This is a genomic window from Duganella sp. GW821-FHT07G03, from assembly GCF_059418605.1.
This window is the reverse complement of sequence record NZ_JBWKQE010000028.1, coordinates 63,757-87,357: the sequence shown is the minus strand read 5'-3', so window position 1 is coordinate 87,357 and position 23,601 is coordinate 63,757. Positions and strand designations below refer to the sequence as shown.

The 23,601-nt window shown below is 70.4% G+C and carries 20 protein-coding genes and 1 tRNA gene; 7 read left to right on the top strand and 14 right to left on the bottom strand.

Annotation, left to right across the window (positions count from 1 at the left end; all coding sequences use genetic code 11):
• Positions 1-139 precede the first annotated feature (139 nt).
• From AC07OK_RS26935 to AC07OK_RS26900, 8 genes are all read right to left on the bottom strand, one after another.
• Positions 140-1,195 carry a glycosyltransferase gene (locus AC07OK_RS26935; protein WP_494693143.1) on the bottom strand — a complete coding sequence of 352 codons (1,056 nt, stop codon included), beginning with the start codon at positions 1,193-1,195 and terminating at the stop codon, positions 140-142.
• Positions 1,192-2,643: a phenylacetate--CoA ligase family protein gene (locus tag AC07OK_RS26930; protein WP_494693142.1), complete on the bottom strand. Its 1,452-nt coding sequence runs from the start codon at positions 2,641-2,643 to the stop codon at positions 1,192-1,194. Before AC07OK_RS26930 ends, AC07OK_RS26935 begins: the two co-directional genes overlap by 4 nt.
• Before the next feature lie 13 nt (positions 2,644-2,656).
• Complete coding sequence (locus AC07OK_RS26925) at positions 2,657-4,141, bottom strand: O-antigen ligase family protein (RefSeq protein WP_494693141.1); 1,485 nt, start codon at positions 4,139-4,141, stop codon at positions 2,657-2,659.
• A 45-nt stretch (positions 4,142-4,186) separates the two neighbouring features.
• Positions 4,187-4,879: an exosortase-associated protein EpsI, B-type gene (gene epsI / locus AC07OK_RS26920; protein WP_494693140.1), complete on the bottom strand. Its 693-nt coding sequence runs from the start codon at positions 4,877-4,879 to the stop codon at positions 4,187-4,189.
• Positions 4,876-5,781 (bottom strand): exosortase B, encoded by a 906-nt coding sequence (gene xrtB, locus AC07OK_RS26915; protein WP_494693139.1) that lies wholly within the window; start codon positions 5,779-5,781, stop codon positions 4,876-4,878. Before xrtB ends, epsI begins: the two co-directional genes overlap by 4 nt.
• A gap of 139 nt (positions 5,782-5,920) precedes the next feature.
• On the bottom strand, positions 5,921-6,382 hold the full coding sequence (locus tag AC07OK_RS26910) for an acyltransferase (RefSeq protein ID WP_494693138.1): 462 nt from the start codon (positions 6,380-6,382) through the stop codon (positions 5,921-5,923).
• Complete coding sequence (locus AC07OK_RS26905; protein ID WP_494693137.1) at positions 6,366-8,351, bottom strand: acyltransferase family protein; 1,986 nt, start codon at positions 8,349-8,351, stop codon at positions 6,366-6,368. Before AC07OK_RS26905 ends, AC07OK_RS26910 begins: the two co-directional genes overlap by 17 nt.
• 174 nt (positions 8,352-8,525) lie before the next feature.
• A complete protein-coding gene (locus AC07OK_RS26900) occupies positions 8,526-10,877 on the bottom strand; it encodes a DUF4962 domain-containing protein (RefSeq protein WP_494693136.1) in 2,352 nt (783 codons plus the stop codon).
• Between the two features lie 470 nt (positions 10,878-11,347).
• Between AC07OK_RS26900 and AC07OK_RS26895 the strand changes: the two genes are divergently transcribed.
• The 7 genes from AC07OK_RS26895 to AC07OK_RS26865 all read left to right on the top strand — a co-directional run bounded on the left by AC07OK_RS26895 (position 11,348) and on the right by AC07OK_RS26865 (position 18,574).
• Complete coding sequence (locus AC07OK_RS26895) at positions 11,348-12,790, top strand: lipopolysaccharide biosynthesis protein (protein ID WP_494693135.1); 1,443 nt, start codon at positions 11,348-11,350, stop codon at positions 12,788-12,790.
• A 16-nt stretch (positions 12,791-12,806) separates the two neighbouring features.
• The gene (locus tag AC07OK_RS26890; protein WP_494693134.1) at positions 12,807-13,784 is read left to right on the top strand and encodes a polysaccharide deacetylase family protein; all 978 of its coding nucleotides are present in this window, start codon (positions 12,807-12,809) and stop codon (positions 13,782-13,784) included.
• Positions 13,781-14,545 (top strand): GNAT family N-acetyltransferase, encoded by a 765-nt coding sequence (locus AC07OK_RS26885; RefSeq protein WP_494693133.1) that lies wholly within the window; start codon positions 13,781-13,783, stop codon positions 14,543-14,545. Before AC07OK_RS26890 ends, AC07OK_RS26885 begins: the two co-directional genes overlap by 4 nt.
• 1 nt (position 14,546) lies before the next feature.
• Positions 14,547-15,683 (top strand): glycosyltransferase, encoded by a 1,137-nt coding sequence (locus AC07OK_RS26880; RefSeq protein ID WP_494693132.1) that lies wholly within the window; start codon positions 14,547-14,549, stop codon positions 15,681-15,683.
• Between the two features lie 5 nt (positions 15,684-15,688).
• Positions 15,689-16,852, top strand: coding sequence for a glycosyltransferase family 4 protein (locus AC07OK_RS26875; RefSeq protein ID WP_494693131.1), 1,164 nt, complete (start codon positions 15,689-15,691; stop codon positions 16,850-16,852).
• Positions 16,849-18,426 (top strand): glucosamine inositolphosphorylceramide transferase family protein, encoded by a 1,578-nt coding sequence (locus AC07OK_RS26870; protein WP_494693130.1) that lies wholly within the window; start codon positions 16,849-16,851, stop codon positions 18,424-18,426. Before AC07OK_RS26875 ends, AC07OK_RS26870 begins: the two co-directional genes overlap by 4 nt.
• A 73-nt stretch (positions 18,427-18,499) precedes the next feature.
• Positions 18,500-18,574, top strand: a tRNA-Arg gene (locus AC07OK_RS26865).
• A 1-nt stretch (position 18,575) separates the two neighbouring features.
• On the opposite strand, the gene AC07OK_RS26860 is transcribed toward AC07OK_RS26865, so the two are convergent.
• The 6 genes from AC07OK_RS26860 to AC07OK_RS26835 all read right to left on the bottom strand — a co-directional run bounded on the left by AC07OK_RS26860 (position 18,576) and on the right by AC07OK_RS26835 (position 23,599).
• Positions 18,576-19,592, bottom strand: a complete 1,017-nt coding sequence (locus AC07OK_RS26860) for an acyltransferase family protein (protein WP_494693129.1) — start codon at positions 19,590-19,592, stop codon at positions 18,576-18,578.
• 189 nt (positions 19,593-19,781) lie between these two features.
• Complete coding sequence (locus tag AC07OK_RS26855; RefSeq protein WP_494693128.1) at positions 19,782-20,171, bottom strand: RidA family protein; 390 nt, start codon at positions 20,169-20,171, stop codon at positions 19,782-19,784.
• On the bottom strand, positions 20,171-21,334 hold the full coding sequence (locus AC07OK_RS26850) for an acyl-CoA dehydrogenase family protein (protein WP_494693127.1): 1,164 nt from the start codon (positions 21,332-21,334) through the stop codon (positions 20,171-20,173). Before AC07OK_RS26850 ends, AC07OK_RS26855 begins: the two co-directional genes overlap by 1 nt.
• On the bottom strand, positions 21,334-22,188 hold the full coding sequence (locus AC07OK_RS26845; RefSeq protein WP_494693126.1) for an enoyl-CoA hydratase family protein: 855 nt from the start codon (positions 22,186-22,188) through the stop codon (positions 21,334-21,336). Before AC07OK_RS26845 ends, AC07OK_RS26850 begins: the two co-directional genes overlap by 1 nt.
• 11 nt (positions 22,189-22,199) lie before the next feature.
• Positions 22,200-22,733: a MarR family winged helix-turn-helix transcriptional regulator gene (locus AC07OK_RS26840; RefSeq protein ID WP_494693125.1), complete on the bottom strand. Its 534-nt coding sequence runs from the start codon at positions 22,731-22,733 to the stop codon at positions 22,200-22,202.
• Positions 22,734-22,747: 14 nt separating this feature from the next.
• Positions 22,748-23,599 carry an SDR family NAD(P)-dependent oxidoreductase gene (locus AC07OK_RS26835; protein WP_494693124.1) on the bottom strand — a complete coding sequence of 284 codons (852 nt, stop codon included), beginning with the start codon at positions 23,597-23,599 and terminating at the stop codon, positions 22,748-22,750.
• Positions 23,600-23,601 lie beyond the last annotated feature (2 nt).

Genomic DNA, 23,601 nt, shown 5'->3' with positions numbered 1-23,601 from the left:
ACTATGCAAAAAAAACAACAGCAGCGGCCGGCAAGCCCCTTCCGGGGCGGCCGCAGCGAAGTCGGGGCAAACTGTACACTATGTCGGTAGCGGATGGCAATCTATGCAACTTCTATCGTGCTCGCCCCCTCCGCGGCGCTCAGCGCCGGAATTCGGCGTAGCGCGCCCGCAGGCGCGCCAGCACCACCTCCACCGCGTACACCGCGGCGACCCGGCGCTGCGCCAGCGCGGCGCCGGCCTGCACCGCGGCGCCGCCGGCCAGGGCCGCGACCAGGGCGGCGGCCAGCGCCGCGCCGTCGCCGACCTCGACCAGCGCGCCGCAGGCGCCGTGCTCGAGCATCTCGGCCACCGCCCCGACCCGGGTCGCCACCACCGGCGTGCCGGCCACCATCGCCTCGAGCACCACCATCGGCATTTGTTCGAAATGGGACGGCAGCACGAACACCCCGGCCGTGGCCAGCAGCGCGCTGCGCTGCTCGGCGTCGACCCAGCCCGGCAGCACCAGCGCGTCGAGCACGCCCAGCTCGGCCGCCAGCGCCCGCACCTGGGCCAGCTGGCCCTCGCCGGCCAGCACCAGGCGCGCCTGCGGCGCGCGCGCGCGCACCGCCGGGAACGCCCGCAGCAGGTCGTACACGCCCTTCTTGTCGTCCAGCCGGCCCAGGAACAGGATGTCCTGGGTGGGCCGGCGCGGCGCCACCGCGGCCGCGATCTCGATCGGGTTGGGCAGCAGCTCGACCCGGCCCACGCCGACCTCGCGCCGCAGCAGCTCGCCGGCGCTGTCGCACAGCACGAAGGCGCAGGCGCTGCCGCGCATCAGCCAGTACGCCAGCCGGCGCTGCCACGGGCGCAGCCGCTGCGCCAGGAACAGCGCGAACTCGCCGCTGTGCAGGTGGAAGATCACCGGGCAGCCGAACAGGCGCGCCAGGCCGATGAACAGCGCCTTGCGCCAGAAGCTGGCGTCCGACGCCACGTGGGCGTGCAGCAGCGCGACCCGGCCGGCCAGCAGCAGCAGCGTCACGCGCAGCAGCGCGCACGCCGCCACCCAGGCCTTGCGCGGCAGGCCGGCGCTGACGTGGGTGGCGATGAACTCGCAGTCGCCGGGCGCGGCGTAGCCGTTGCGCAGCAGGATGCCGATCACGGTCGCCATGCCGCCCTTGGCGCTGGGCGAGGGCCCGATCATGAGCACCCGCTTCATGGTTCCTCCATCACGTGCGAGGCGCCCAGGTAATGGGTGATGTCGAGCTTTTGCACCAGCAGCTTGTGCTTGCCCAGCGCGGTGCGCTCGATCTGGTCGACGCGCACGATCTCGACCTCCAGCCCGCCCTGGGTCTTGGCGCGGATGCCGGCGGCCAGCTGTTCCTTGGCGGCGGCCGACAGCTCGCTGGCCGACAGCACCTTGAGCAGCGCCCGTCCCGGCTCGCGCTGCTCGAACTGCATGCGGTCGGCGTCGGCCAGCTGCTCGAAGTGGGCCGCGCCGATGGTGCAGATCGACACCAGCCGCTGGTCGCGGCACACCAGGAATTCCTGCAGCCGGCCCTCGATGCGGTCGACCGCCGGGAAGCCCGGGCGCACGCTGTTGGGGGCCGCGCTCCACATCGCCAGGTCGCCGGTGCGGTAGCGGATCAGCGGCATGACGCGGTTGTCGAAGCCGGTGCCGACGATCTCGCCGAGCTCGCCCGGCCGGGTCACCGGCCGGCCCTGGAAGTCGATCAGCTCGAGCTTGCCGTACAGCGGCCAGAAGAAGTAGCGCGGGTCGTCCGGCAGCGAGATCGCCTTGACCGCGCGCTCGGTGTGGCCGTAGTCGAGCAGCACCGGGCACTGGAACACGCGGCGGATCAGGGCGATCTGGTAGTCGTAGACGTTTTCCGAGAACAGCTGGACGCAGCGGATGCGGCCGGTCACGTCGGGCGCCGGGTGCGCCTCCAGCCACTTGGCCAGCGGCACCAGCGCCGACGGGAAGGCGTGGATGAAGGTCGGCCGCCACTGGCGCGCGGCGGCCAGGTAGCGCGCCATGTGCGGCGGCTCCAGGTGGTCCGAGCTCAGGTGCAGGTAGCGCTTGATCGGGTCGAACATCCAGATCGGCCCGTCGGGCTGGTCGGCGCCCGGCACGGTGCGCCCGCGCAGCGCCAGGATGCGGTCGTCCGGGCCGATGCCGGCCAGCGCGTCGAAGGTGCCGTTGTAGGCGAAGTCCTTGGAGCGCGACACGTATTTTTCCAGGTACAGCTTCATCGGGATCGAGGTCGAGCCGCCGGTGTGGGCCACCAAGCGGCTGCGGGCCGGCATGGCGGCCGACAGGTAGCGCTCGGGGCTGGCCTTGAGGCTGGCCTTGTCGAGCAGTGGAAAGGCCGCCAGCAGCTCGGCCGGCGCGACCTCGCGCCGCGCCAGCGCGCGCAGGTGGGCGTAGGCCGGCACCGTCTCGGCGGCCCAGCGCAGCGTCTCGAGCAGCTTGGCGTCGGCGCGGCGCAGCATCCACGCCGGGTCGGCGCCGCAGCCGGCGATGTCGGCCATGAAGGCGTCGTAGCGCACGCCGTAGCGCAGCCGGGTCGGCACGCGCGCGTACAGGCCGCCGATCGAACTCTTGATCCACTGCGGCGCGGCGGTGTAGTGCTTCAAGAACGGGTGTATCAGGTCTTCCATCGGCATCGGACGGGCTTTCTCAAGAACGCCGCAGCGGCGCCGCGGCGAAGGGCAGGACGGCTGCCGCGGCGGCGGGCGCGGCGGCGAGCCGCTGGCGCTGCCGGTGCTCCAGGCCCAGGCCGATGGCGATGGCGAACCAGTAGAACACCTGGATGTAGTCGAACACCAGGCGCGAGCCCGACACGCACTGGATCAGGAACACCGGCAGCGCCACCGACATGCCGTTGAAGTAGGCACGCATCAGCGGCGAGGCGCTGGCGTCGCGGCTGCGGCGGCGGTACAGGCGCCACACCATCAGCAGGAAATAGCCGATCGCCAGCACGCCGACCACGCCGTGGTCCATCAGCAGGCGCAGGTAGGCGTTGTGCGGGTGGCCCTCGACGATCACGCCCTCGCGCGCCGGCAGCGACCACGGGGTGGCGTTGACGCCGTCGCCGAGGATGGGGTGGCGGGCGATCTCGGGCAGCAGCGGCAGCCAGATGCCGCCCACCCGGCCGGCGGTGAGGGTGTCGTGGTGGGTGCCGACGCCGCCCTGACCGATGCCGGTGGTGGCGCGCTCGACGAAGGAGTTGGGCAGCACCAGCGCCACCGCCACGCACACCATCACGCCGATGATGATGTAGCGGAAGCTGCCGCGCAGGAAGAAGAACACGCAGGTCACCAGCAGCACGCCGAGGAAGGCGGCGCGCGAGAACGTCAGCAGCAGCGCCATCACGGTGGCGCCCACCACCACCAGCCCGGCCAGCCGGCCGCGCGCGGTGGCGTAGGCCGGCAGCATGAACAGCGCCGCCGAGAAGGCCGGCAGCAGCACCACCGACAGCGCGTTGGCGTGCAGGCCGGTCGAGCTGAGGAAGGTGCGCGCGGCCGGCGTCGCCAGCTCGCGCAGGCTGTAGCCCGACAGCAGCACGGCGGCGATCACCAGCAGCGGCAGCGCCACCACGCTGACGTTGACCATGCGCAGCCAGCGGTCCGGCTCGGCGCTGTCGGCCACCGCCACCGCCACCATCCACACCGCCACCAGCGTGATGCAGGGCTTGACGAATTCCTCGATGCCGTAGCTGAACGCGGTGCGGTAGAGGAAGGGGTTTTCCAGGAAGAAGTGCGGCGCGATCAGCCGGATCTTGCTCGAGCCCAGGTAGGTGCCCAGCGCCAGCAGGAACAGGATGGGCGCGTACAGCCGCCACGGGAAGGCCACCAGCGTGCGGCGGCCGAACATGGCCGACAGCAGCAGCGAGCCGAAGGTCAGCGCCAGCACGCCGTTGAGCGGGGTGAAGCCGGTCACGCCGAGCATCTGGCGCGGCATCAGCACCGTCGCCGCCAGCGGCATCATCAGCATCATCGCCAGCACGCCGACGCGGAAATCGACCAGGATCACCACCAGGCCGATCGCCGCCACCACCATGGCCAGCGCCGGCACGCCGCCGCCTATGCCGGTCAGCATGCCGAACAACAGCGCCAGCATCAAAGAGCCGAACCAGAAAACGATGCGCTTGTAACCTGTCATGTAGAACCAATATCGAGTAAGAGTAAGGGGAGCCGGACCGCAGCCTCAGCGCTTGCTGGCGTCGCCCAGCAGGCGCTTGGCCAGCCGCGGGTCGACCTGGGCCAGCAGCTCGGAGGAAAACGCGGCCTGCTGGCTGAACGCCTGCGCCGGGTCGCTCGACAGCGACGACACGCGGTACAGGTAGCCGTCCGGGATCACGCCCGACAGGGCGTACTTGAGCTGCGCGAGCTGGCGGTCGACATAGTTCTGCACCACCGTGTCGCCCATGGTGAACCAGTAGGTGACCGGCTCGACCCGCTCGCTGCCCTGGCTGGCCACCATGCGGGTGCCGCGGATGGTGGCGTGGTTGATGTCGAACGTGCTCTGCTGCAGTTGCGAGATCTGGAAGCCCTGCGCCGTGTAGCACACTTCCTGGCGGTGCGCGCGCAGCTGCCGGGTCTGGCTGCCGCCGTAGGCGATCGACAGCATCATGCGCGCGCCGCGCGAATTGACATAGGTGCGGTTGAGGGTCTGGTCGTAGATCTTGGCCACCAGCGCGCGCGTGTCCTCGGACGGCACCACGGCCACGGCGTCGGCGTCGACCTGCCAGTCGCCGAACTTGAGCGGCACCGAGCGCTCCAGGTTGAGCGCGTCGACCTGCGCGGTCAGGCGCTGGGTGGGGGTCAGGTAGACGGTGGCGCAGGCGGTCAGCAGCATCAGCGCGCCGGCCGCCGCGGATTTGCGCAGCAAGGTATTCATGGTTGGCTCCCGGTGGCCAGCGCGAGGCGGCCGTCATTGCCGAAACGCAGCAGCGAATCGACCCCGATGATGAGCAGCAGCGCGCTGGCGAACAGCACCATGCCGGCGAAGCCGTGCAGGAAGCCCTGGCCGGCGGCGTCGCCCAGATGGTAGGTGATCAGGGTCAGCACCATCACCCGGATCACGTTGGCGGTGAAGGAGATCGGCACGATCAGGATCGCCAGCGTGATGTTGCGGAAGGCCGAGTCGTGGCGCACCACGTTCAGGTACAGCAGGCCCAGCGCCTCGAGCGTGAACAGGGTGTGCAGGCCGGCGCAGGCGTCGGCCACCAGCAGGCTGTACTGGCCGATCTGCAGCATCACGCCGGTGCGGGCGATCGGGTAGCCGAGCCAGAACAGCACGTGCTCGGCCACATAGGAGACGGCGGTCTTCATCGGCAGCGTCAGCGCGTCGACGACCGGGCCCGGCAGCGGGATCATGAACAGCATGAAGAACAGCGGAAACCACATCAGCAGCAGCGCGCGGCGCCCGCGCAGCAGCAGCAGCAGGCCGGCCAGCAGCCAGATCACCGAGCCGACCTCGAACAGCAGGATGTCCTGCGAGCGGCCCAGCGTGTACAGCAGCAGCGCCACGGCCAGCGGCGCCCAGCCCCAGGCGCTGCCGGCGTCGCCGACGGTGGCGGCCAGCATCTCGCCCCACTTGCGGTACATCAGCCAGCAGGCGATGGCCAGCACGATCGGGCCGTGGGCCTGCTCGTCGCTGCTCCAGATGCCGGTCAGCAGGGTGTACAGGCTGGGCAGGTACAGCAGCGCCAGGCCGGCGACCACCGGCAGCAGCTGCAGCAGTTGCGGCGAGCGCCAGGGGCTGCGCGGATGGACCGCGCGGGATGGTTCTGTACTCATGTTTCCTCTGCCGCTAGGGGGGACGGTGCGCGGAGCGCGCAAGTTATCAGGACAACCATTGTCTTTCACTTCAGTTAATTATAAAGGCAATTCGCGCCGCGCCCGCCAAATTAATTGGCGCCGCCGGCGGCGCGCCGCCTCAGTCGACCAGCATGCCGTAGCGCTTGGTCGCGATGTCGCGCCGGACGATGCGCGCCGGGTTGCCGGCCACGATGCAATGGGACGGCACGTCGTGCACCACCACCGCGCCGGCGCCGACGATGCACTGGTCGCCGATGCGCACGCCGGGCATGATCAGCGCATGCGCGCCGATGAAGCAGTTCTCGCCGATATAGGTGTCGGCGTGGAACTTGCGGCACATATCGTGCGCCAGCACCACCGCGCCGAACGCCACATACGAGTACGGACCGATGTGCACCCCCTTGGGGTTGGTCTTGTCCAGGTTGGCCTTGAGCGAGAAGCGCGCGCTCGGGTGCAGGTGCATGCCGTACACCCGGTTGTAGTAGGCATTAATAAGCTGCAACAACTGCTCGCGCAGGTACAGGTACAGGCGCCGCTTCCACTTGTAATTGGCGCCGTAACGTTTAGCTGCCTCCACCATATTCCCTCCGAATTAAGGCTGACTGAAGCGCCGGCGCGGCGCCCTCCGGCGCCCGCAGCAAGGGGTCGATGAACGTCGCCCGGCTGCGCACATAGCTGGCGCGCAGATGGGAATCGTCCATGTAGAACGGGTTGCCGGCGGCGTCGAACAGCTGGCAGCGCGGGCCGTCGCACAACAGCGCGAACGGATCGACCAGCTCGGCGCCCACGGCGGCCGCCACGGCGGCGATGCGGGCGTCGAAGCGGCGCGCCTCCTGCAGCTCGGCGCGCGTCACCGGCGTCAGCGGCCGCTCGCGCACCCAGCCGGCGCTGCGGTCGAGCAGGCGGCGCGGATCGACCAGCTCGCCGCGCGGGCTCGACAGGACGATCACCAGCCGCTTGCCCTGCGCCCGCAGCGCCCGCAGCTGCGCGGTCCAGCGCGCGAAGATCCAGTCGCTCGCCGGCGCGTAGGGCGCGATCGGGCGCCGCTGCGGATCGCCGGCGACGAAGTAGTCGTCGCGCAGCGACCAGCCATACCACGAGGCCGACAGCACCACGGTGCGCACCTGCGGCGCCTGCGCCAGCGCGAACGCGTGTTCGGTGAAGCGCGCGCACGGCGCCGAGCGGCGGTCGATGCCGGTCAGCGGCACGCAGCCGCCCATGGTGGTGTATTGCGCGGTATAGAGCGGGGTGGCGTGGCGCGCCATCACCGCCTCCACCCGCGGCAGGTATTGCTGCATATGGCTGTCGCCGATGAACAGCACGCGCTCGGCGCGGTCGCCGGCGATGGTGCGGTCGACCGGCTGCACCCAGTCGCGCGCGGCGGCGCTGTAGCGCTGCACCGCCGGCACGCTGGCCGACAGCGGCGCCGCCTGCCAGTGCCACAGCGCGCCGCCGGCGCCGCCCACCAGCAGCAGCCCCAGCCACAGGCGCGCGGCGTCGGCGCGGGCCAGGCCGTTGCGCGCCGGCGCCCGGATACGGGCCTCGACCACATGGGTGGTGAGCCAGGCCAGCGCCAGCGCCGCCGCCAGCAGCCCCAGCGCCAGCGCCACCGGCAACTCGGGGCCGTGGATCATGCGCGCGAACGCCAGCAGCGGCCAGTGCCACAGATACAAGGGATAGCTGACGACGCCGACCGCCACGCAGGCCGGATGCGCCAGCAGCACCCGGTTGACCCAGGCGTCGGCGCCGGCCCACAGCAGCGCGACGGCGCCGGCCACCGGCAACAGCGCCGGCCAGCCCGGGAACACGGTGAGGCGGGTAAACAGCAGCGCGGCGACGGCGATCAGCGCCAGCCCGGCCAGCGACAGCAGGTCGCGCCAGCGCGCCGGCGCCGGCGCCAGCTGGCGCCGGCCCTCGGCGATGGCCAGCGCGCTGCCGGCGAGCAGTTCCCAGAAGCGCGTCAGCGGCAGGTAGAACGCCGCCGACGGCTGGCGCTCGACCCAGTACAGGCTCAGGCCGAACGACAGCAGCAGCAGCGCCGCCACCAGCAGCCACAGGCTGCGGCCGCGGCGCGCCACCAGCGCCAGCATCAGCGGCCAGGCCAGGTAGTACTGCTCCTCCACCCCCAACGACCACAGGTGCAGCAGCGGCTTGAGGTCGGCGCTGACGTCGAAGTAGCCGACCTCGCGCCACAGCAGCACGTTCGACAGGAAACCGGCGCCGGCCAGCACGTGCTTGCCCATCGGCGTAAACTCGGTCGGCAGCAGCAGCAGCCAGCCCAGCGCCAGCACCGCCGCCAGCACCAGTATCAGCGCCGGAAAGATGCGGCGCGCGCGGCGCACGTAGAAATTCAGGATGGAAAAGCGCCCGGCCTGCAGTTCGCGCATCAGGATGCCGGTGATCAGGTAGCCGGAAATGACGAAGAACACGTCGACGCCGACGAAACCGCCGGTCAGCCAGGCCGGCACCGCATGAAAGCACAACACCGACAGCACGGCGACAGCGCGCAGACCGTCGATGTCGGCGCGGTAAAGAGCATTTTTTTGCATTGTTACTTCAGTAGCTAAGGCGGTGGCCCGCGGCGAAACAGCCCGGTGCGTTGATCGATTGCAAATTATACAAACAAAACGCCGGCGCGGCCAGCACCGTTGCGCGCCGCCCATGTGAGCCACCCCGCCGGCCGGGGCCGGCGGGCGGGGTGGGCGGGTGGGCGGCGGCCGGAATTACTTCTTGGCCGGGGTGTAGGTGGCCACGCCATCCTTGTAGCTGACGCTCCAGGCCTTGGTCAGCACGCTCCAGCTGCCGTCGGTCTGGCGCGCCGCCACCGGCATCGTGCCGGCGCCGCAGTCGACCTGCAGCACCGCGGCGAAGCTGGCCTTGGCCGCCGCGGTGCCCAGCGCGTAGCGGCCATGCCATTGCGGCGTGGCGGTGGCGTTGAGCGGCGCCTGCACCGCGCTCGGGGTCAGCGCGGTGTCGCTCTTGACCACCGCGCACAGCGTGGTGTCGACGTTCTTGAGCACCACCTTGCTGGCGTCGAAGCTGGCCGGCGCGCTGATGCCGTGCAAGTTCCACTCCCACTTCTTGGCGGTGTTGGCCGCCAGCGCGTCGAACACCAGCACCACGGCCGGCACCGCCGACCCGTCCACGCCGGTGGCCGGGCGCATATACAGCACGCTGCGGCTGGCCTTGGTGATGTCGCCGCCGTAGGCCCTGGCGGCATCGGCCGTGACGATGTCGTAGGCGTCGCTGCTGTTGAAGGTGGTGACGGCGCCGGCCGCCAGCACGTCGCCCTTGCCGTTGCTGCCCTGCCCCTGGCCCCTGCCGCCGTCATAGGTGACGGCGTTGTGGGCGGCGGTGGTCTTGGACCAGCCGATGTAGATGGCCGAGCCGTAGTAGTCGTACAGGCCGGTCTCGATCGCCAGCGCCCGGCCCTTGGCGTTGATGGTGAAGCTGTTCTGGTCGGCGTGGCTGTGGCCGAACGAGCCGTACTGGCTGCTCTTGAAGTAGACCGAGGTGCGGTTGCGGTCGGCCAGGCTGCTGTGCATGGCGACCCAGCCGACCGACGGCAGCCAGATCGAGTTCGGGGTGTTGGCCGGCAGCGTGGTCTGGGGCGTGAACGGCGGCGCCAGCAGCGCCTGCAGGCGGCTGGTGTCGCCGCCCACCCACTGGGTCGCGTACCAGTTGTAGAGCGGCTCGTTGACGCGCGCCGCGTAGGGCCGGAACAGACGGCCGTTGGGCTCGGTGTTGTCGTTGTCGGCGCCGTCGCCGAACATGCCGAACGGGCTGCCCGGCGGGTAGAAGTACACCATGCTGCGGCCCAGGTTGTGGGTCCAGGACTTGCGGGTGATGTCGACCCCGGTGGTCCAGCGGAGGATGTCCCAGTTTTCCTGCGACTCCAGGGCCCAGATCAGGTAGTTGGTGCCGTTGGCGAAGCCGCCGTCGTCGCCGCCCCAGGGGTTGAGCCAGGCCGGGAAGATCGGATACAGCGCGCGGAACCAGGCGTCCGCCTCGGGCAGCGTGGGGGTGCCGGCCATGATGGCCGAGATCGCCAGCGTGGCCTGCATGGTGTCGATCGCCCACGAGTCGAGCGGCTTGGCGACGATCCCTTCCTTCAGGTCGGTCAGCGAGGCCAGCATCGGCGGCACGCGCGCCTTGATCGAGGCGACCACATCGGCCTGCTCCGACGTCGACAGGTTGGGCAGCAGCCAGTCGTAGGCGTTGGTGATGGTCCAGACGGTGCGGTGCGCCGACAGCCCCTCCGATGCCCACGAGGTGGTGCCGTTCGGGTCCAGGTGCGCCAGGTGCAGCAGCCGGCGCTTGGCGTCGATGATGACGGCCGGGTCTTTTTCCACCCAGGCCAGCGCCGCCGATTCGCGCGCCGCCTCGGTCAGCTTGTTCATCTGGTTCATGAAGGCCAGGTTGGCGGTGGCGGCGGCGGCCGTGGCGGCGCCGGCCACGGCCGAGGTCGACGCCGGCTCGATCGGCAAGTCCTCGGCGGTCTTGCTCAGCACGCGTTTCTTCATGCCGGCCCAGCCGGTCTTGCGGGCGCCGGCCAGGTCGTTGAGCCAGGCGGTGCGCTCGGTGCCGAGCGGCGGCATGGCGCGCGGACGGACGGCGGCCTTGGCCCGCGCCAGCGCGGTCTCGACCGGCGGCAAGCTGAAATCGCGCGCGCTGGCGGCGATGCGGAAGCGGCGCTGCGGGCCCCAGGCGGTGGCGCCCTTGGCGCGCACGTACCAGCTGTAGTCGCCGGCCAGGAGCGAACTCGGCCACAGGTACCACGGGCTGGTGGTGCTCGCGCTGGTGATGACGCCGGTGGCGGTCACCAGCTTGAGCTCGTAGCCGACGGCGCCGCTGATGTTTTGCCAGGCCAGGATCGGCGGATTGTGGTCGATGATGCCGCAGTCCATCGGCTGCAGCGCGCGGTTGAGCGGGGTCAGCGCCGGCCAGTCGGCCAGCGTGTTGGGCGCGCAGAACACCGGCGCGCGGATGTCGCCGGCCGCGGCCGGCAGCTGCTGCAGGGCCATCACGGCCAGCGCCGCAGCCGACAGGCCAGGCGAGAATTTTCTCTTCATCATCGTGTTACTCCTGATAGAAAGTAGTCGTCACACCCCGCCGGCGAGCGCCGTCCGGGCCGAGCAAGTGATGCCGGCCAGGTCGCGCCCCACACCCTTGATGTGCTGGTGAGCGGCCGCGCCGCATCGGTATATCCCGTATGATAGACGGATTCATGCTTTCTGAGTGGAAATGTATTTTCCTACCGGCGGGCATTAAAGCCAAAAGATACGCCTTTTTCCTGGCCGCAGGGGTATGCGGCGCCGGCGCCGCGCAAAAAAAACCGCCCACTGTTGATATACTGTCGTGGCGGCGGCGCGACAAGCCGGCCCCGGGCCGCGCGCACCGCTGGTTCGACAGCGATCCGGCTTTTGCTTTACAATATCTTGCCTTGCAAATAACAAGCGTACGCCCGCGTCGCCCTCACCCCCGCTCCCGACCCTATGACCATACCGACCCCGCACGCCCCCCCTGCCGCCGCCGGAGCCCCGTCGTGGGTTTAGGCCGCCGCTCCGTCTGGCTGGTGCTGTCGCAGATGGTGGAACTGGGCCTGCAGGTGATCCTGCCGGTGATCCTGGTGCGCCACCTGACGATCGAGGCGTTCGGCGACTACCGGCTGCTGTGGCTGATCGCGGCCGGCTGCGCCGGCATGCTGCCGATGGGCATGCCCGACACGCTGGCGATGTTCCTGCCCAAGTCCGGCGCCGACGACCGCCAGCGCTACGTGGCCGTGACCGCGGCCTATATGGCGCTGATCGGCGTGTTGTCCGGACTGGGCGTGGCGGCCGCCATGCACTGGTGGGCGCCGACCGCCGGCCTGCGCGCGCTGGCCGGCGCCGGCGGCCTGTTTACCGTGCTGTGGGTCAGCGGCGGCATGATCGACTACCTGCCGGTGGCCGACGAGCGCGGCGACTGGCAGGCGCGCGCGGTGATCGCCCTGGCCGTGCTGCGCACCGTGCTGGCCGGCGCCGCCGCCTACTACTACGGCAGCGTGGTGGCGGTGTTCTATATGTTGTCGGTGGTGGCCGCGGTGCGGCTGCTGCTGCTGTGCCAGTACGCGCGCCACCACCATCGGCTCGGCCACGCGGCGCCGACCCGGCGCCACTGGCAGACCCAGAGCGCGCAGGCCATGCCGCTGGGCCTGTCCTCGCTGCTGATCTCGGTGCGCCGCCAGGCCGACCAGTGGATCGCCGCCGCCCTGTTCGGCACGGTGCAGTTCGCCGTGTTTTCGCTGGGCGCCGTGTTCGGCTCGCTGGTGCTGATGATGCGGCGCGCCATCTCCAGCACCTTCATGCCGTCGATGAGCAAGCACCAGGCCAGCGGCGACTGGCACGCGGTGATCGACACCAACAACCGCGCCAACCTGATCGTCGCCTTCTTCGCGGTGCCGACGCTGGCCTTCATCTGGTGCTTCGGCGAACCGATCTACACCCTGATCTACACCGCCACCTATGTCGGCGCGGTGCCGGTGATGCGCATCCTGGTGCTGAGCTGGCTGCTGCAGATCGTCGAGCTCAACAGCCTGGTGCTGCTGGCCGGGCAGATGCGCTATTCGGCCCGCATCAGCGGCCCGCTGCTGTGCCTGTCGCTGCTGATCTCGCTGGCCGGCGGCTACACCTTCGGGCTGGTGGGCGCCGCCTCGGGCGGCGTCATCATGGCGGTGCTCGAGCGCAGCCTGATCCTGCGCAAGCTGGCCGCCACCCTGCAGTGGCCGCTGGCCCGGCTGCAGGCCTGGGTCAGCCTGCTGACCATGGTCGCGGTCTGCTGGGCGCTGGCCGCGCTGGCCCGTCTCGGCTATGAATACCGCCCGGCCGGCCTGGCGCCGCTGCCCGGCATGTTGCTGGCCGGCGCCGTCATCACCCTGCCCTATCTGCTGATCGCCCGCCAGCGCGGCTGGCTGCCGCACAAAATCCTCCCGGCGCCCGCCGCCACCTGACCCCCGCTCCCCGACCATGAAACCGTTCATCATCACCATCGACACCGAAGGCGACAACCTGTGGGGCCGCGGCGCCGGCGCGCCGTCCACCCGCAACGCCGCCCACATCCCGCGCTTCCAGGCCCTGTGCGACGAATTCGGCTTCAAGCCGACCTATCTGACCAACTGGGAAATGGCCAGTGCGCCGCCGTTCGTCGCGCTGGCGCGCGCCGCCATCGCCGACGGCCGCGCCGAAGTGGGCTGCCACATCCACGCCTGGGACAGCCCGCCGCACGTGGCGCGCACCGCCGACGACCACCGCCACCACCCCTACCTGATCGAGTATCCGGACGCGGTGCTGATGGAAAAGGTGAGGATCCACACCGCGCTGCTGGAGGACACCTTCGGCTGCAAGATGGTGTCGCACCGCGCCGGCCGCTGGGCCATGGACGAGCGCTACGCGCGCGCGCTGCTGGCGCACGGCTACACGGTGGACTGCTCGGTGACGCCGGGCGTGTCGTGGCGCGCCCAGCCCGGCGCGCCGGACGGCGCCGGCGGCAGCGACTACCGCCACTTCCCGCAACACCCGTATTATGTCGACCCCGACCACCTGGGCCGGCCCGGCGCCAGCGCGCTGCTGGAGGTGCCGATGACCACCCGGCCGTCGTGGATCACGCGCGCCGCGCCGCAGCTGTACCGGCTGCCGCTGGTGCGCTCGCTGGCCTACCGGCTGGCCGACCCGGTGCACTGGCTGCGCCTCAAGCGCGGCAACCTCGAGCGCGTGCTGCGGCTGGTGGCGCGCGAGGCGGTCAGCGCGCCCTACCTGGAGTTCATGATCCACTCGTCCGAATTCATGCCCGGCGGCAGTCCCTACTTCCCGGCCGACGGCGACGTCGAGCAGCTGTTCGCCGACCTGCGCCAGCTGTTCGCCACCATCGCCCGCAGCCACAGCGGCATGACGCTGGGCGGCTTCGCCGCCCAGTGGCGCGCCGCACACCCGCAGGCGGCGGCATGAACGCCCCGGCCTGCATCGTGAATCAGGGCCGCTGGGTGCGCACCGCCGAGGCCTGGTTCGGCCGTCCCGGCGACGCCGGCGGCGCCGACCTGCTGATCGCGCGCCAGTGGCCGGTGGCCGACTGGCGCGGCAGCGTGGCGGAAAAGCACACCCTGCTCATCGACCTCGGCCGCGAACCGGCCGACTGGACCGCCGCCTTCACCAAGGATACCCAGTACCAGGTGCGGCGCGCCGAGGCCAAGGACCAGCTCAGCTTCACCCTGCAGGCGGCGCCGGACGCCGCCGCGCTGGCCGCCTACGCCGACTTCTACGACGGCTTCGCCGCGCAGAAGGGCTTGCCGCTGTGCGAGCGCGCCTACCTGGCGCAGGCCGCCGGCGCCGGCGCCTTGCTGCTGAGCTGGGCCGAACACGAGGGCGCGCCGCTGGTGGCGCACAGCTACATCGTCTCGCAGGGCCGGGCCCGGCTGCTGCAGTCGGCCTCGCTGTACCGCGCCAGCGCCGACGGCGCCCAGCGCAGCCTGATCGGCCGCGCCAACCGCTGGCTGCACTTTCGCGACATGGTCGCGCTCAAGGCGGCGCACTGCGGCGTGTACGACTTCGGCGGCTGGTACGCCGGCCACAGCGACCAGCAGAAACTGCAGATCAACGCCTTCAAGCAGGAATTCGGCGGCGTCGTCGCGCGCGAGTTCGACGGCGTCATCGCCCTGACCTGGCGCGGCCGCGCCTACCAGTGGCTCAAACAACGCGGCCGCCGGAGTTGAGATGCGCATCCTGATCGTTTGTCCCGGGCTCGGCTACGGCGGCGCCGAAACCCAGATCATCGCGCTGGCGCGCGGGCTGCAGGCGCGCGGCCACGCGGTGGCCATCTATTCGCTGGTCAGCGGCACCGGCCGCGCCGACGAGGTGCGCGCGGCCGGCATCCCGCTGTGGGAGGACAGCAAGCGCAGCCGCATGGACTGGCGCCTGCTCGGCCGCCTGCGCGCGGTGCTGCGCGACTGGCGCCCGCAGCTGGTGCACGGTTTCCTGTTCGACGGCAACCTGTACGCGCGGCTGGCCGCCTTCGGCAGCGGCGTGCCGGTGCTGTGCGCCGAACGCAGCAGCGACTATGCGCTGCGCCCGGCGCAGCAATGGGTGCACCGCGCCACCAGCTGGATGACGGCCGGCGTGGTGGCCAACTCGTGGGCCGGGGCCGCGCTGGCGCAGCGCATGTACCGCGGCCTGGCGCGCCACATCCACGTGGTCTGGAACGGCATCGACGTGGCCGCCATGCGCGCGCGCGCCGCCGCCGCCGCCGGCCTGCGGGCCCAGCTGGGGATCGACGCCGACGCCCGCCTGGCCTGCTTCGTCGGCTCGGTCAAGCCGGACAAGGATTTCCTGCTGGCGACGGCGGTGTGCCGGGCGCTGCTGGCCGCGCCCGGCCGCCCGTGGCATGTGGTGTTCATCGGCGCGCCGTTCCAGCCGCTGCTGCCCTACGCCCAGGTCGGCATGGGCGAGATGCAGCGCTACGCGGCCGAGGTCGAGGACGCGTTCGCCGCGCTGGCGGCGCCGCAGCGGGTGCACCGGCTGGGCAACAGCAAGCAGGTCATCGAGCTGATGGCGCAGTGCGACGTGCTGTTCTCGACCTCGCTGCGCGAAGGCTTCCCCAACGTGGTGCTCGAAGCGATGACGGCCGGCGTGCCGGTGGTCAGCACCGCCTATTCGGACATCCGCATGATCCTGCCGGAACCCTGGCAGGTGCTCGACCGGCGCGACCCCGCCGCGCTGGCGGCGGCGATCGAGCGCGCCGCCGGCGACGCCGCGCTGGGCCAGCGCCAGCGCGCCTGGGTCGACCAGCACGCCACGCTCGAGTGCGCCGTGAGCGCGCTGGAAACCGTCTACCAACAATACATCGCCCCGTGAATCCTGTGAACGCCCCCGCCCCGACGCCCCCGCTGCACCTGTGCATGCTGGCCCTGACCGCCTATCCGGTGCTGGCCGGCCGCCGCGACCTGCGCGAACTGGGCGGCGCCCAGGTGCAGCAGGTGATGATCGCCCGCGCGCTGGTGCGCGCCGGCATCGCCGTCACCTTCATCTGCATGGACTATGGCCAGCCCGAGGAGGAGTGGATCGACGGCATCCGGGTGCTGCGCACCTACGGCCCCGGCGACGGCGTGCGCGGCCTGCGCTTCCTGCACCCGCGCATCACCGGCCTGTTCGGCGCGATGCGGCGCGCCAACGCCGACGTGTATTACCAGCGCTGTTCCGGCATGGCGACCGGCCTGATGACGGCCTGGTGCCGCTGGCATGGCAAGCCCAGCATTTATGCCGGCGCCTCCGACCTCGACTTCCAGCCCGGTCCGCCGAACGTGCACAACCGGCGCGACCGCTGGCTGTTCCGGCGCGGCCTGCAGCAGGCCAGCGCGGTGGTGGTGCAGAATCCGCGCCAGGCCGAGCTGCTGCGAGCCCACCACGGGCGCGGCGCCACCCTGATCCCCAGCTGCTACACCGCGCCCGACGGCGGCCAGGGCGCCGCGGCCGGCGCCGGCGCGCCGCGCGAAGTGCTGTGGGTCGGCATGATACGGCCGGTCAAGCGGCCCGACCGCCTGCTGGCGCTGGCGCGCGCCTGCCCCGACCTGCAGTTCCGCATGATCGGCGGCGCCATGGGCGACACCCCGGCGGTGCTGGAATACTACGCGCGCATCGAGGCCGAGGCGGCGACCCTGCCCAACCTGACGTTCATGGGCTTCGTGCCGTTCGACCAGGCCGACGGCTATTTCGACCGCGCCGCCGTGCTGGTCAACACCTCCGACCACGAGGGCTTCCCCAACACCTTCCTGCAGGCCTGGTCGCGCCGCGTGCCCAGCCTGGCGCTGTTCGACACCGGTTCGCGCGTCGACGGCCAGCCGCCCTACGGCCTGGCGGCCGACGACGCCGCGCTGGCGCAGCAACTGCGGCGCCTGATGGACGACCCGGCCGCGCACGGCCGCCTGGCCGCGGCCGGCCACGCGTATTTCGAGCGCGAGCACGCGCCGGCCACCACCGCGCGGCGCTACCTGGCGCTGCTGCAGCAACTGACGGCGGCGGCATGAGCGGCCGCCTGCACATCGTCAGCGCCGGCCCGCAATGGCCGGCCTGGGCGCGCGACATGGTGGCGGCGATGCTGGCGCTGCCGGGAACGAGCTGGCACGGCTGGACCGTGGTGCCGGCCGCCGCCGAGCCGGCGCCGCTGGCGGCGCGCCTGTACCAGCGCTTCGACCGCCGCCTGATGGCGCGCGGCCCGAGCGTCGACCGCGCGGTCGCGCCGCCGGCCGCGCCGGCCGCCGCCAGCGCGTCCTGGCAACGCCGCGACGGCGCCATCGCCGTGCCGGCCGCCGCGCTGCAGGCCTGGCAGGCGGACGGCATCGACGTGGTGGTCTGGCTGCTGCCGCTGCCGCCGCAACTGGCGGCGCCGGCCCCGGCCGGCATGGCGCTGTGGGCGCTGACGCTCGACACGCTGCTGGCCGCCGCCCCGCTGGCCGGCGCCGACTGCATGCTGCGCGCGCCGCACCTGTGCGAAACGCGCCTGCTGGACTACGCGCAGACGCCGCCGGCGCTGGCCTACCGTTCGGTCAGCGCCGCCGTCACCAATTCCTTGACCGCCACGCGCCGGCGCGCGCTCAACAAGGCGCGCGCCTTCATGGCGCGCAGCCTGGCGCCGCGGCTGGCCGGCGTGGCGCCGACGCCGCCGGCGCAGGCCGACGCCGCGGCCGCGCTGCCGGCGCCGGCGCCGACCGGCGGCCTGGCGCTGCTGGCCGGCGTGGCGCGCCGGGTGCTGCACAACCGCAGCGAGCGCCGCCGCTACCTCGACCAATGGCAGATCGCCTACAGCTTCGACCCGGCGGCGGCGTGGACGCAGCTGGAGCGCTTCCATTTCCTGACGCCGCCGGCATCGGTGTTCTGGGCCGACCCGATGCCGCTGTTCTGGCAGCAACGGCACTGGATCATGTTCGAGGAATTGCCGTTCGCGGCGCCGCGCGGCCGCCTGCTGGCGATCGAAGTGCGCGCCGACGGCAGCCACGGCGCGCCGCTGCCGCTGATGGAAACCGACTACCACCTGAGCTACCCGTTCATGGTGAAGGATGGCGGCCAGCTGTACATGGTGCCGGAGACCTCGGCCACCCGCCGGGTCGAACTGTATCGCTGCGTCGCGTTCCCCGGCCAGTGGCAGCGCGTGGCGGTGCTGCTGGAGGGGGTCAACGCGGTCGACGCCACGCTGCTGCGGCACAGCGACGGCCGCTGGTGGATGTGGGTCAGCGTGGTCGAGGAAGGCGCCGAACGCGGCGAGGAGTTACACCTGTACCACGCCGACCAGCTGGCCGGCCCGTGGCAGGCCCACGCGGCCAATCCGGTGCTGTCCGACATCCGCTGCGCGCGCCCGGCCGGACCGCTGGTGGTGGCGGCCGACGGCAGCCTGCTGCGGCCGGCCCAGAACAGCGCCGAGGCCTATGGCCACCACATCGAATGGCGCCGCGTCACCGAGCTGACGCCGACCGCCTACGCCGAAACGGCGGCCGGCGCACTGGCCCCGCAAGGCAATCCGAGCTGGCTGCGCATGCATACGGTGGCCGCAGCCGACGGCTTGAAGGTGGTCGACGTCATGGTGCGGCGCCCGCGCCGCCAGTAGGAAAGCTCGACCGGCGCGGCGCCGGTCGGCTATAATTGCGGGCGGCCGTGCCAGCCGGCGCGGCCCGCGTCCCCTCCCCGTAGCACAATGGATAGTGCACATGCCTCCTAAGCGTGGGATACTGGTTCGATTCCAGTCGGGGGGACCACTCAGCCGCGCAGTGCCCGCGCCGCCAGCGCGCTGCACCAGTCCTGCATCCTGAACAGGATGCCCTTGTGTGCCATCACCCGCTTTTCCACCAGATGCCAGGAACAGACGGCAAACGCCAGCGCCAGCGGGATCGACAGCGCCAGGTTGACGTACCAGTCGCGCGCCGCCGGCACCAGGTTGACCACCGTCTGCTGCAGCGGATAACCATACAGGAACAGACCGTAGGAATAGTCGCCGCTTTGCAGGAAGGTCGACTTGCGCGGATTGAGCAAGCCCAGCGCCACCGTCAGATACGTGGCCGGCAACGCCAGCAGGTATTTGGCCTGCGGATACATCAGGCACAACAGCGCCGCCCCGGCCGCCAGCAGCGTGGCCAACGCGTTCAGGCGGATGAATTCGCGGAACTGGTAAAAACTGACGCCGGCGCAGAAACACAGCAACAGCACCCGGCCGTCGGCCGGCTCGGTGCCGCGCAGCATCACCTGCAACTGCGAATAAGCGAACAGGGCGCAGAAGGCGCCCAGCATCAGGCGGCGGTGCCGGTGCAGGCTCAGCATGCCCAGCAGCGTCAAGGTGATATAGCACTCCAGCTCGACCGGTATGGTCCACAGCTGGCCGTTGACCTTGTGCGACGGATTGCCGTCAAACACGCCGGGCAGCTCGAAGTGGATGATGCCCAGGATGTTGAGGAAATACGACTTGAACTCGGGGTGGCTGAAGTAGGACTGCAGCGCCAGCGTCGTCAGCAACGGCCCCAGCAACAGGGCGCAGACCAGGGTGTCCATCGCCAGCGCCGGAAAGATGCGCATCACCCGCAGGCCGAGGAACACGCCGATGCTCTTGGAGCGCTCCAGGCTGCCGGCGACGAGGAAGCCGCTCAGCGAGAAGAAGACCGGCAAGATCAGGTTCCAGGCAAAGCCCAGGCCGCTGTGCGTCACGCGCGCCTGGGTTTCCGAACCATAACTGGTGATGATGGAGTGAAAGCAAATGACAAGTAAGGCGAGCCCGAAGCGCATATAGTCGAATCCGGTGGCTCGTCCGCCTGTGATCTCGATGCGCTCACTGATCAGCGGGCTGGAAAAAAAATTCGTCAAAATTACACTCCGGGAAAAGTTAGCGACAGCTATGCCAGCATAGCTTGTCAAATAGGTAAATCTTGTCAAGTATGCCCGATTTGCCGCCACTGTCAAGCGGAGCGGCGGTGCTCAGGGCACCACGGCCGTCACCTCGATCTCCACCCGCGCCCGGTCCTCGACCAGCCCGGCCACCTGCACCGCCGTCATGGCCGGGAAATGCAGGCCGATGATCTCGCGGTAGGCCGCGCCCACTTCCTTGTAGGCGCCGACGTATTCCTTTTTATCGAGCACATACCAGGTCATGCGCACGATGTGCTCGGGCCGCGCGCCGGCCTCGGCCAACACTTCGACCGCGTTTTGCAGCGCCTGGCGCACCTGGCCGGCGAAGTCGTCGGTGTGGAACACGCCCTGCCCGTCCCATCCTATCATGCCGCTGACGCACACCATGCGACCGTTGGCGGCCACGCCGTTCGAATAGCCACGCGGCCGCACCCAGCCCGGCGGTTGAAGAAATTCCATCATAGTTCCTTGGTGTTTGCCGCGCGCAGCAATTCGCGCGCGATGATCAGTTGCTGGACTTCGGTGGCGCCCTCGTAGATGCGCAGCGCGCGGATCTCGCGGTACAGGCGCTCGACCGGCTGCTCGCTGACCACGCCCAGGCCGCCGAACATCTGCAGCGCGGCGTCGATCACCTGCTGCGCCGTTTCGGTGGCGGTGAGCTTGGCCATCGCCGCCTCCTTGGTGACGTTGCGTCCCTGGTCGCGCTGCCAGGCGGCGCGGTAGGTCAGCAGCGCGGCGGCGTCGATGCCGGTCGCCATCTGCGCCAGCTTGGCCTGCGTCATCTGGAAATCGGCCAGCATCTGGCCGAACATCTTGCGCTGCATGGCGTGCGCCAGCGCCTCGTCCAGCGCGCGCCGCGCGAAGCCCAGCGCGGCCGCCGCCACCGAGGTGCGGAACACGTCCAGCGTCGACATCGCCACCTTGAAGCCCTGCCCCGCCGCGGCGATGCGCTGCGTGGCCGGCACGCGGCAATCGCGGAACACCAGCCGCGCCAGCGGATGCGGGGCGATCACCTGGATGCGCTCGGCGATCTCCAAGCCCGGCGTATCGGCGTCGACGATGAAGGCGCTGATGCCGCGCGCGCCAGGCTGCTCACCGGTGCGCGCGAACACCACGTAGAAATCGGCGATGCCGCCGTTGGAGATCCAGGTCTTCTCGCCGTTGAGCACATAGTGCTCGCCATCCAGGACCGCCGCGCACTGCATGGCGGCGACGTCGGAACCGGCCTGCGGCTCGGACAGCGCGAAGGCGGCAATCGCCGCGCCGCGCGCCACGCGCGGCAGGTAAGCCTGGCGTTGGGCCGGCGTGCCGTGCAGGCTGATGGCGCCCGAGCCCAGGCCCTGCATGGCGAAGGCGAAATCGGCCAGGCCGTTGTGGCGCGCCAGCGTTTCGCGGATCAGGCAGATGGCGCGGGTGTCGATGCTCTCCCCCGCCGCGCCGGCGATCGCATGCTGGAGCCAGCCGGCGTCGCCCAGCTGGCGCACCAGCTGGCGGCAAGCGGCATCGACGTCGGCCTCGTGATGCTGCGCGATATGCTGCGCGGCCCAGGCATCGAGTTCGCGCTCCAGCACCACATGACGTTTCTCGAAGAACGGCCATTCCAGATAGGTTTTATCGCTCATCAGTCGCCTTCGAATTCAGGTTTTTGCTTGGCCACGAAGGCATGGTAGGCGCGGTGGAAATCATTGGTCGCCATGCAGATCGCCTGCGCCTGCGCTTCCGCTTCGATGGCCTCGTCGACGCCCATATTCCATTCCTGCTGCAGCATTTTCTTGGTCATGCCGTGGGCGAAGGTCGGACCATCGGCCAGGCCTTGCGCGAACGCGCGCGCGGCGGCCAGCAGCGCTTCCGGTTCCTGCAGGCTGTTGAAAAAACCCCAGCGCTCCGCTTCCGCGCCGGACATCGAACGGCCGGTGTACAGCAGCTCGGCCGCGCGGCCCTGGCCGATCACGCGCGGCAGCAAGGCGCAGGCCCCCATGTCGCAACCGGCCAGGCCGACCCGCGTGAACAGGAAGGCGGTCTTGCTGCGCGCCGTGCCGAGGCGGATGTCCGAGGCCAGCGCCAGGATCGCGCCGGCGCCGGCGCAGATGCCGTCCACCGCCGCCACGATCGGCTGCGGGCAGGCGCGGATGGCCTTCACCAGGTCGCCCGTCATGCGCGTGAACGCCAGCAGGCCGGGCATATCCAGCTTGGTCAGCGGGCCGATGATGTCGTGCACGTCGCCGCCGGAGCAGAAGTTCTCTCCCGCGCCGGTGATGACCACCGCCTTGACGTCGTCCGCATAGGCCAGCGCGCGAAACAGGTCGCGCAGCTCGGCGTAGGATTCGAAGGTCAGCGGGTTTTTGCGCTCGGGGCGATTGAGCGTCAAGGTGGCGACGCCGCCGCTGACGTCAAACAGAAAATGGCTGGCCTGGTAGTGGGCCAGTGCGGCGCGGTTGCCGGGCAGTTGCGGGGCTTCGCCGGGAAGATATCGCATGGGGTGGTTCCTTATTTTTCGTCCGAGGCGTTCAGGTGCTGCTTCATCTGCGACAGCAGGTCGATCATCTGGCTCTTGTCGGCGCCGGACAGGCCTTGCAGCAGCTCGGCGATCCAGCCTTCGTGTTCGGCGGCCATGGTGGCGAAGGCCCTGCGGCCGGCCGCCGTCAGCTTGACGCTGTAGGCGCGGCCGTCCTTCGGGTCCGGCACGCGCACCACCAGCTTCTCCTGCTCCAGCTGGTCGGTGATGCCGGTGATGTTACCGCCGGTGACCATCATGCGCTTGGACAGCTCGCCCATGCGCAGGCCCTGCGGATAGCGCTCCAGCTGCGCCATCAGGTCGAAGCGCGGCAAGGTGATGCCGAAGCTGGCACGCAGCCGGCTGCGGATTTCGTTCTCGATCCTGACGGTGCAGGACAACATGCGCAGCCACAGCTTGAGCGACTGGTGATGGTCCTGCGTCAGGCGGCTGGCCAGGTCGAGCACCGGCGCATCCTCGTCCTCGATCGGGTTTGGTTCGTTCTCGTTATCTGAATATGGTGGCATGGTTTCCTCGTACTTCACATGACTTCGCCGCCGGCGACGGCGACGGATTGTCCATTCATGGCGCCCGCTTCGGGCAGGCAAAGCCAGGCCACGGCGCTGGCGACTTCCCCGCTTTGCACCAGCCGCTTCTGCGGATTGCCGGCGGCCAGTTCGGCGCGCGCCTCGTCCTCGCTGCGGCCGGTCCTGGCGACGATGTTGGCGACCGCCTCGCGCACGATATCGGTTTCGGTGTAGCCGGGGCAGACGGCGTTGACCGTCACGCCCTTGGTCGCCACTTCCAGCGCCAGCGCGCGCGTCAGGCCGATCACGCCGTGCTTGGCCGCGACGTAGGCCGACACGTAACGATAACCGACCAGCCCCGCTGTCGAGGCGACGTTGACGATGCGGCCCCACTTCGCCTCCAGCATGCCGGGCAGCGCGGCCTGGGTGCAGTGGAAGGTGCCGGTCAGGTTCACGTCCAGCATGCGCTGCCACAGCGCGGCGTCGGTCTTGCCGAACGGCGCGGACACGGCCTGGCCGGCGTTGTTGACCAGGATGTCGATGCGGCCGAAGCATGCGACGGCGGCGGCGAAGCCGTTGCGCACCGATTCCTCATCGGTCACGTCCAGCACCTGCATGGCGGCCGCGCCGCCCAGCGGCTGGGCGATGGCGTTCATGGATTCGACGGCGGCCAGCAGCGCCTGCGCATCGCGGCCCGCCAGCGTGACGCGCGCGCCGCGCAGCAGCAAGGCCTGCGCGCAGGCGGCGCCGATGCCGCGCGCGCCGCCCGTCACCAGCGCATGCTTGCCGGCCAGCGGCAGGTTCGCGCCAAGCGGGGTCGAACCAGGCGCCAGATAGGCCGCGCGGGATTTGTTCGTGGTATTCATCG

What these genes read in the sequence shown, in the direction of transcription:
- AC07OK_RS26935 (WP_494693143.1), bottom strand. Translation starts at nt 1,195, where the DNA reads ATGAAGCGGGTGCTCATGATCGGGCCCTCGCCCAGCGCCAAGGGCGGC.
- AC07OK_RS26930 (WP_494693142.1), bottom strand. Translation starts at nt 2,643, where the DNA reads ATGCCGATGGAAGACCTGATACACCCGTTCTTGAAGCACTACACCGCC.
- AC07OK_RS26925 (WP_494693141.1), bottom strand. Translation starts at nt 4,141, where the DNA reads ATGACAGGTTACAAGCGCATCGTTTTCTGGTTCGGCTCTTTGATGCTG.
- epsI (WP_494693140.1), bottom strand. Translation starts at nt 4,879, where the DNA reads ATGAATACCTTGCTGCGCAAATCCGCGGCGGCCGGCGCGCTGATGCTG.
- xrtB (WP_494693139.1), bottom strand. Translation starts at nt 5,781, where the DNA reads ATGAGTACAGAACCATCCCGCGCGGTCCATCCGCGCAGCCCCTGGCGC.
- AC07OK_RS26910 (WP_494693138.1), bottom strand. Translation starts at nt 6,382, where the DNA reads ATGGTGGAGGCAGCTAAACGTTACGGCGCCAATTACAAGTGGAAGCGG.
- AC07OK_RS26905 (WP_494693137.1), bottom strand. Translation starts at nt 8,351, where the DNA reads ATGCAAAAAAATGCTCTTTACCGCGCCGACATCGACGGTCTGCGCGCT.
- AC07OK_RS26900 (WP_494693136.1), bottom strand. Translation starts at nt 10,877, where the DNA reads ATGATGAAGAGAAAATTCTCGCCTGGCCTGTCGGCTGCGGCGCTGGCC.
- AC07OK_RS26890 (WP_494693134.1), top strand. Translation starts at nt 12,807, where the DNA reads ATGAAACCGTTCATCATCACCATCGACACCGAAGGCGACAACCTGTGG.
- AC07OK_RS26885 (WP_494693133.1), top strand. Translation starts at nt 13,781, where the DNA reads ATGAACGCCCCGGCCTGCATCGTGAATCAGGGCCGCTGGGTGCGCACC.
- AC07OK_RS26880 (WP_494693132.1), top strand. Translation starts at nt 14,547, where the DNA reads ATGCGCATCCTGATCGTTTGTCCCGGGCTCGGCTACGGCGGCGCCGAA.
- AC07OK_RS26870 (WP_494693130.1), top strand. Translation starts at nt 16,849, where the DNA reads ATGAGCGGCCGCCTGCACATCGTCAGCGCCGGCCCGCAATGGCCGGCC.
- AC07OK_RS26860 (WP_494693129.1), bottom strand. Translation starts at nt 19,592, where the DNA reads ATGCGCTTCGGGCTCGCCTTACTTGTCATTTGCTTTCACTCCATCATC.
- AC07OK_RS26855 (WP_494693128.1), bottom strand. Translation starts at nt 20,171, where the DNA reads ATGGAATTTCTTCAACCGCCGGGCTGGGTGCGGCCGCGTGGCTATTCG.
- AC07OK_RS26850 (WP_494693127.1), bottom strand. Translation starts at nt 21,334, where the DNA reads ATGAGCGATAAAACCTATCTGGAATGGCCGTTCTTCGAGAAACGTCAT.
- AC07OK_RS26845 (WP_494693126.1), bottom strand. Translation starts at nt 22,188, where the DNA reads ATGCGATATCTTCCCGGCGAAGCCCCGCAACTGCCCGGCAACCGCGCC.
- AC07OK_RS26840 (WP_494693125.1), bottom strand. Translation starts at nt 22,733, where the DNA reads ATGCCACCATATTCAGATAACGAGAACGAACCAAACCCGATCGAGGAC.
- AC07OK_RS26835 (WP_494693124.1), bottom strand. Translation starts at nt 23,599, where the DNA reads ATGAATACCACGAACAAATCCCGCGCGGCCTATCTGGCGCCTGGTTCG.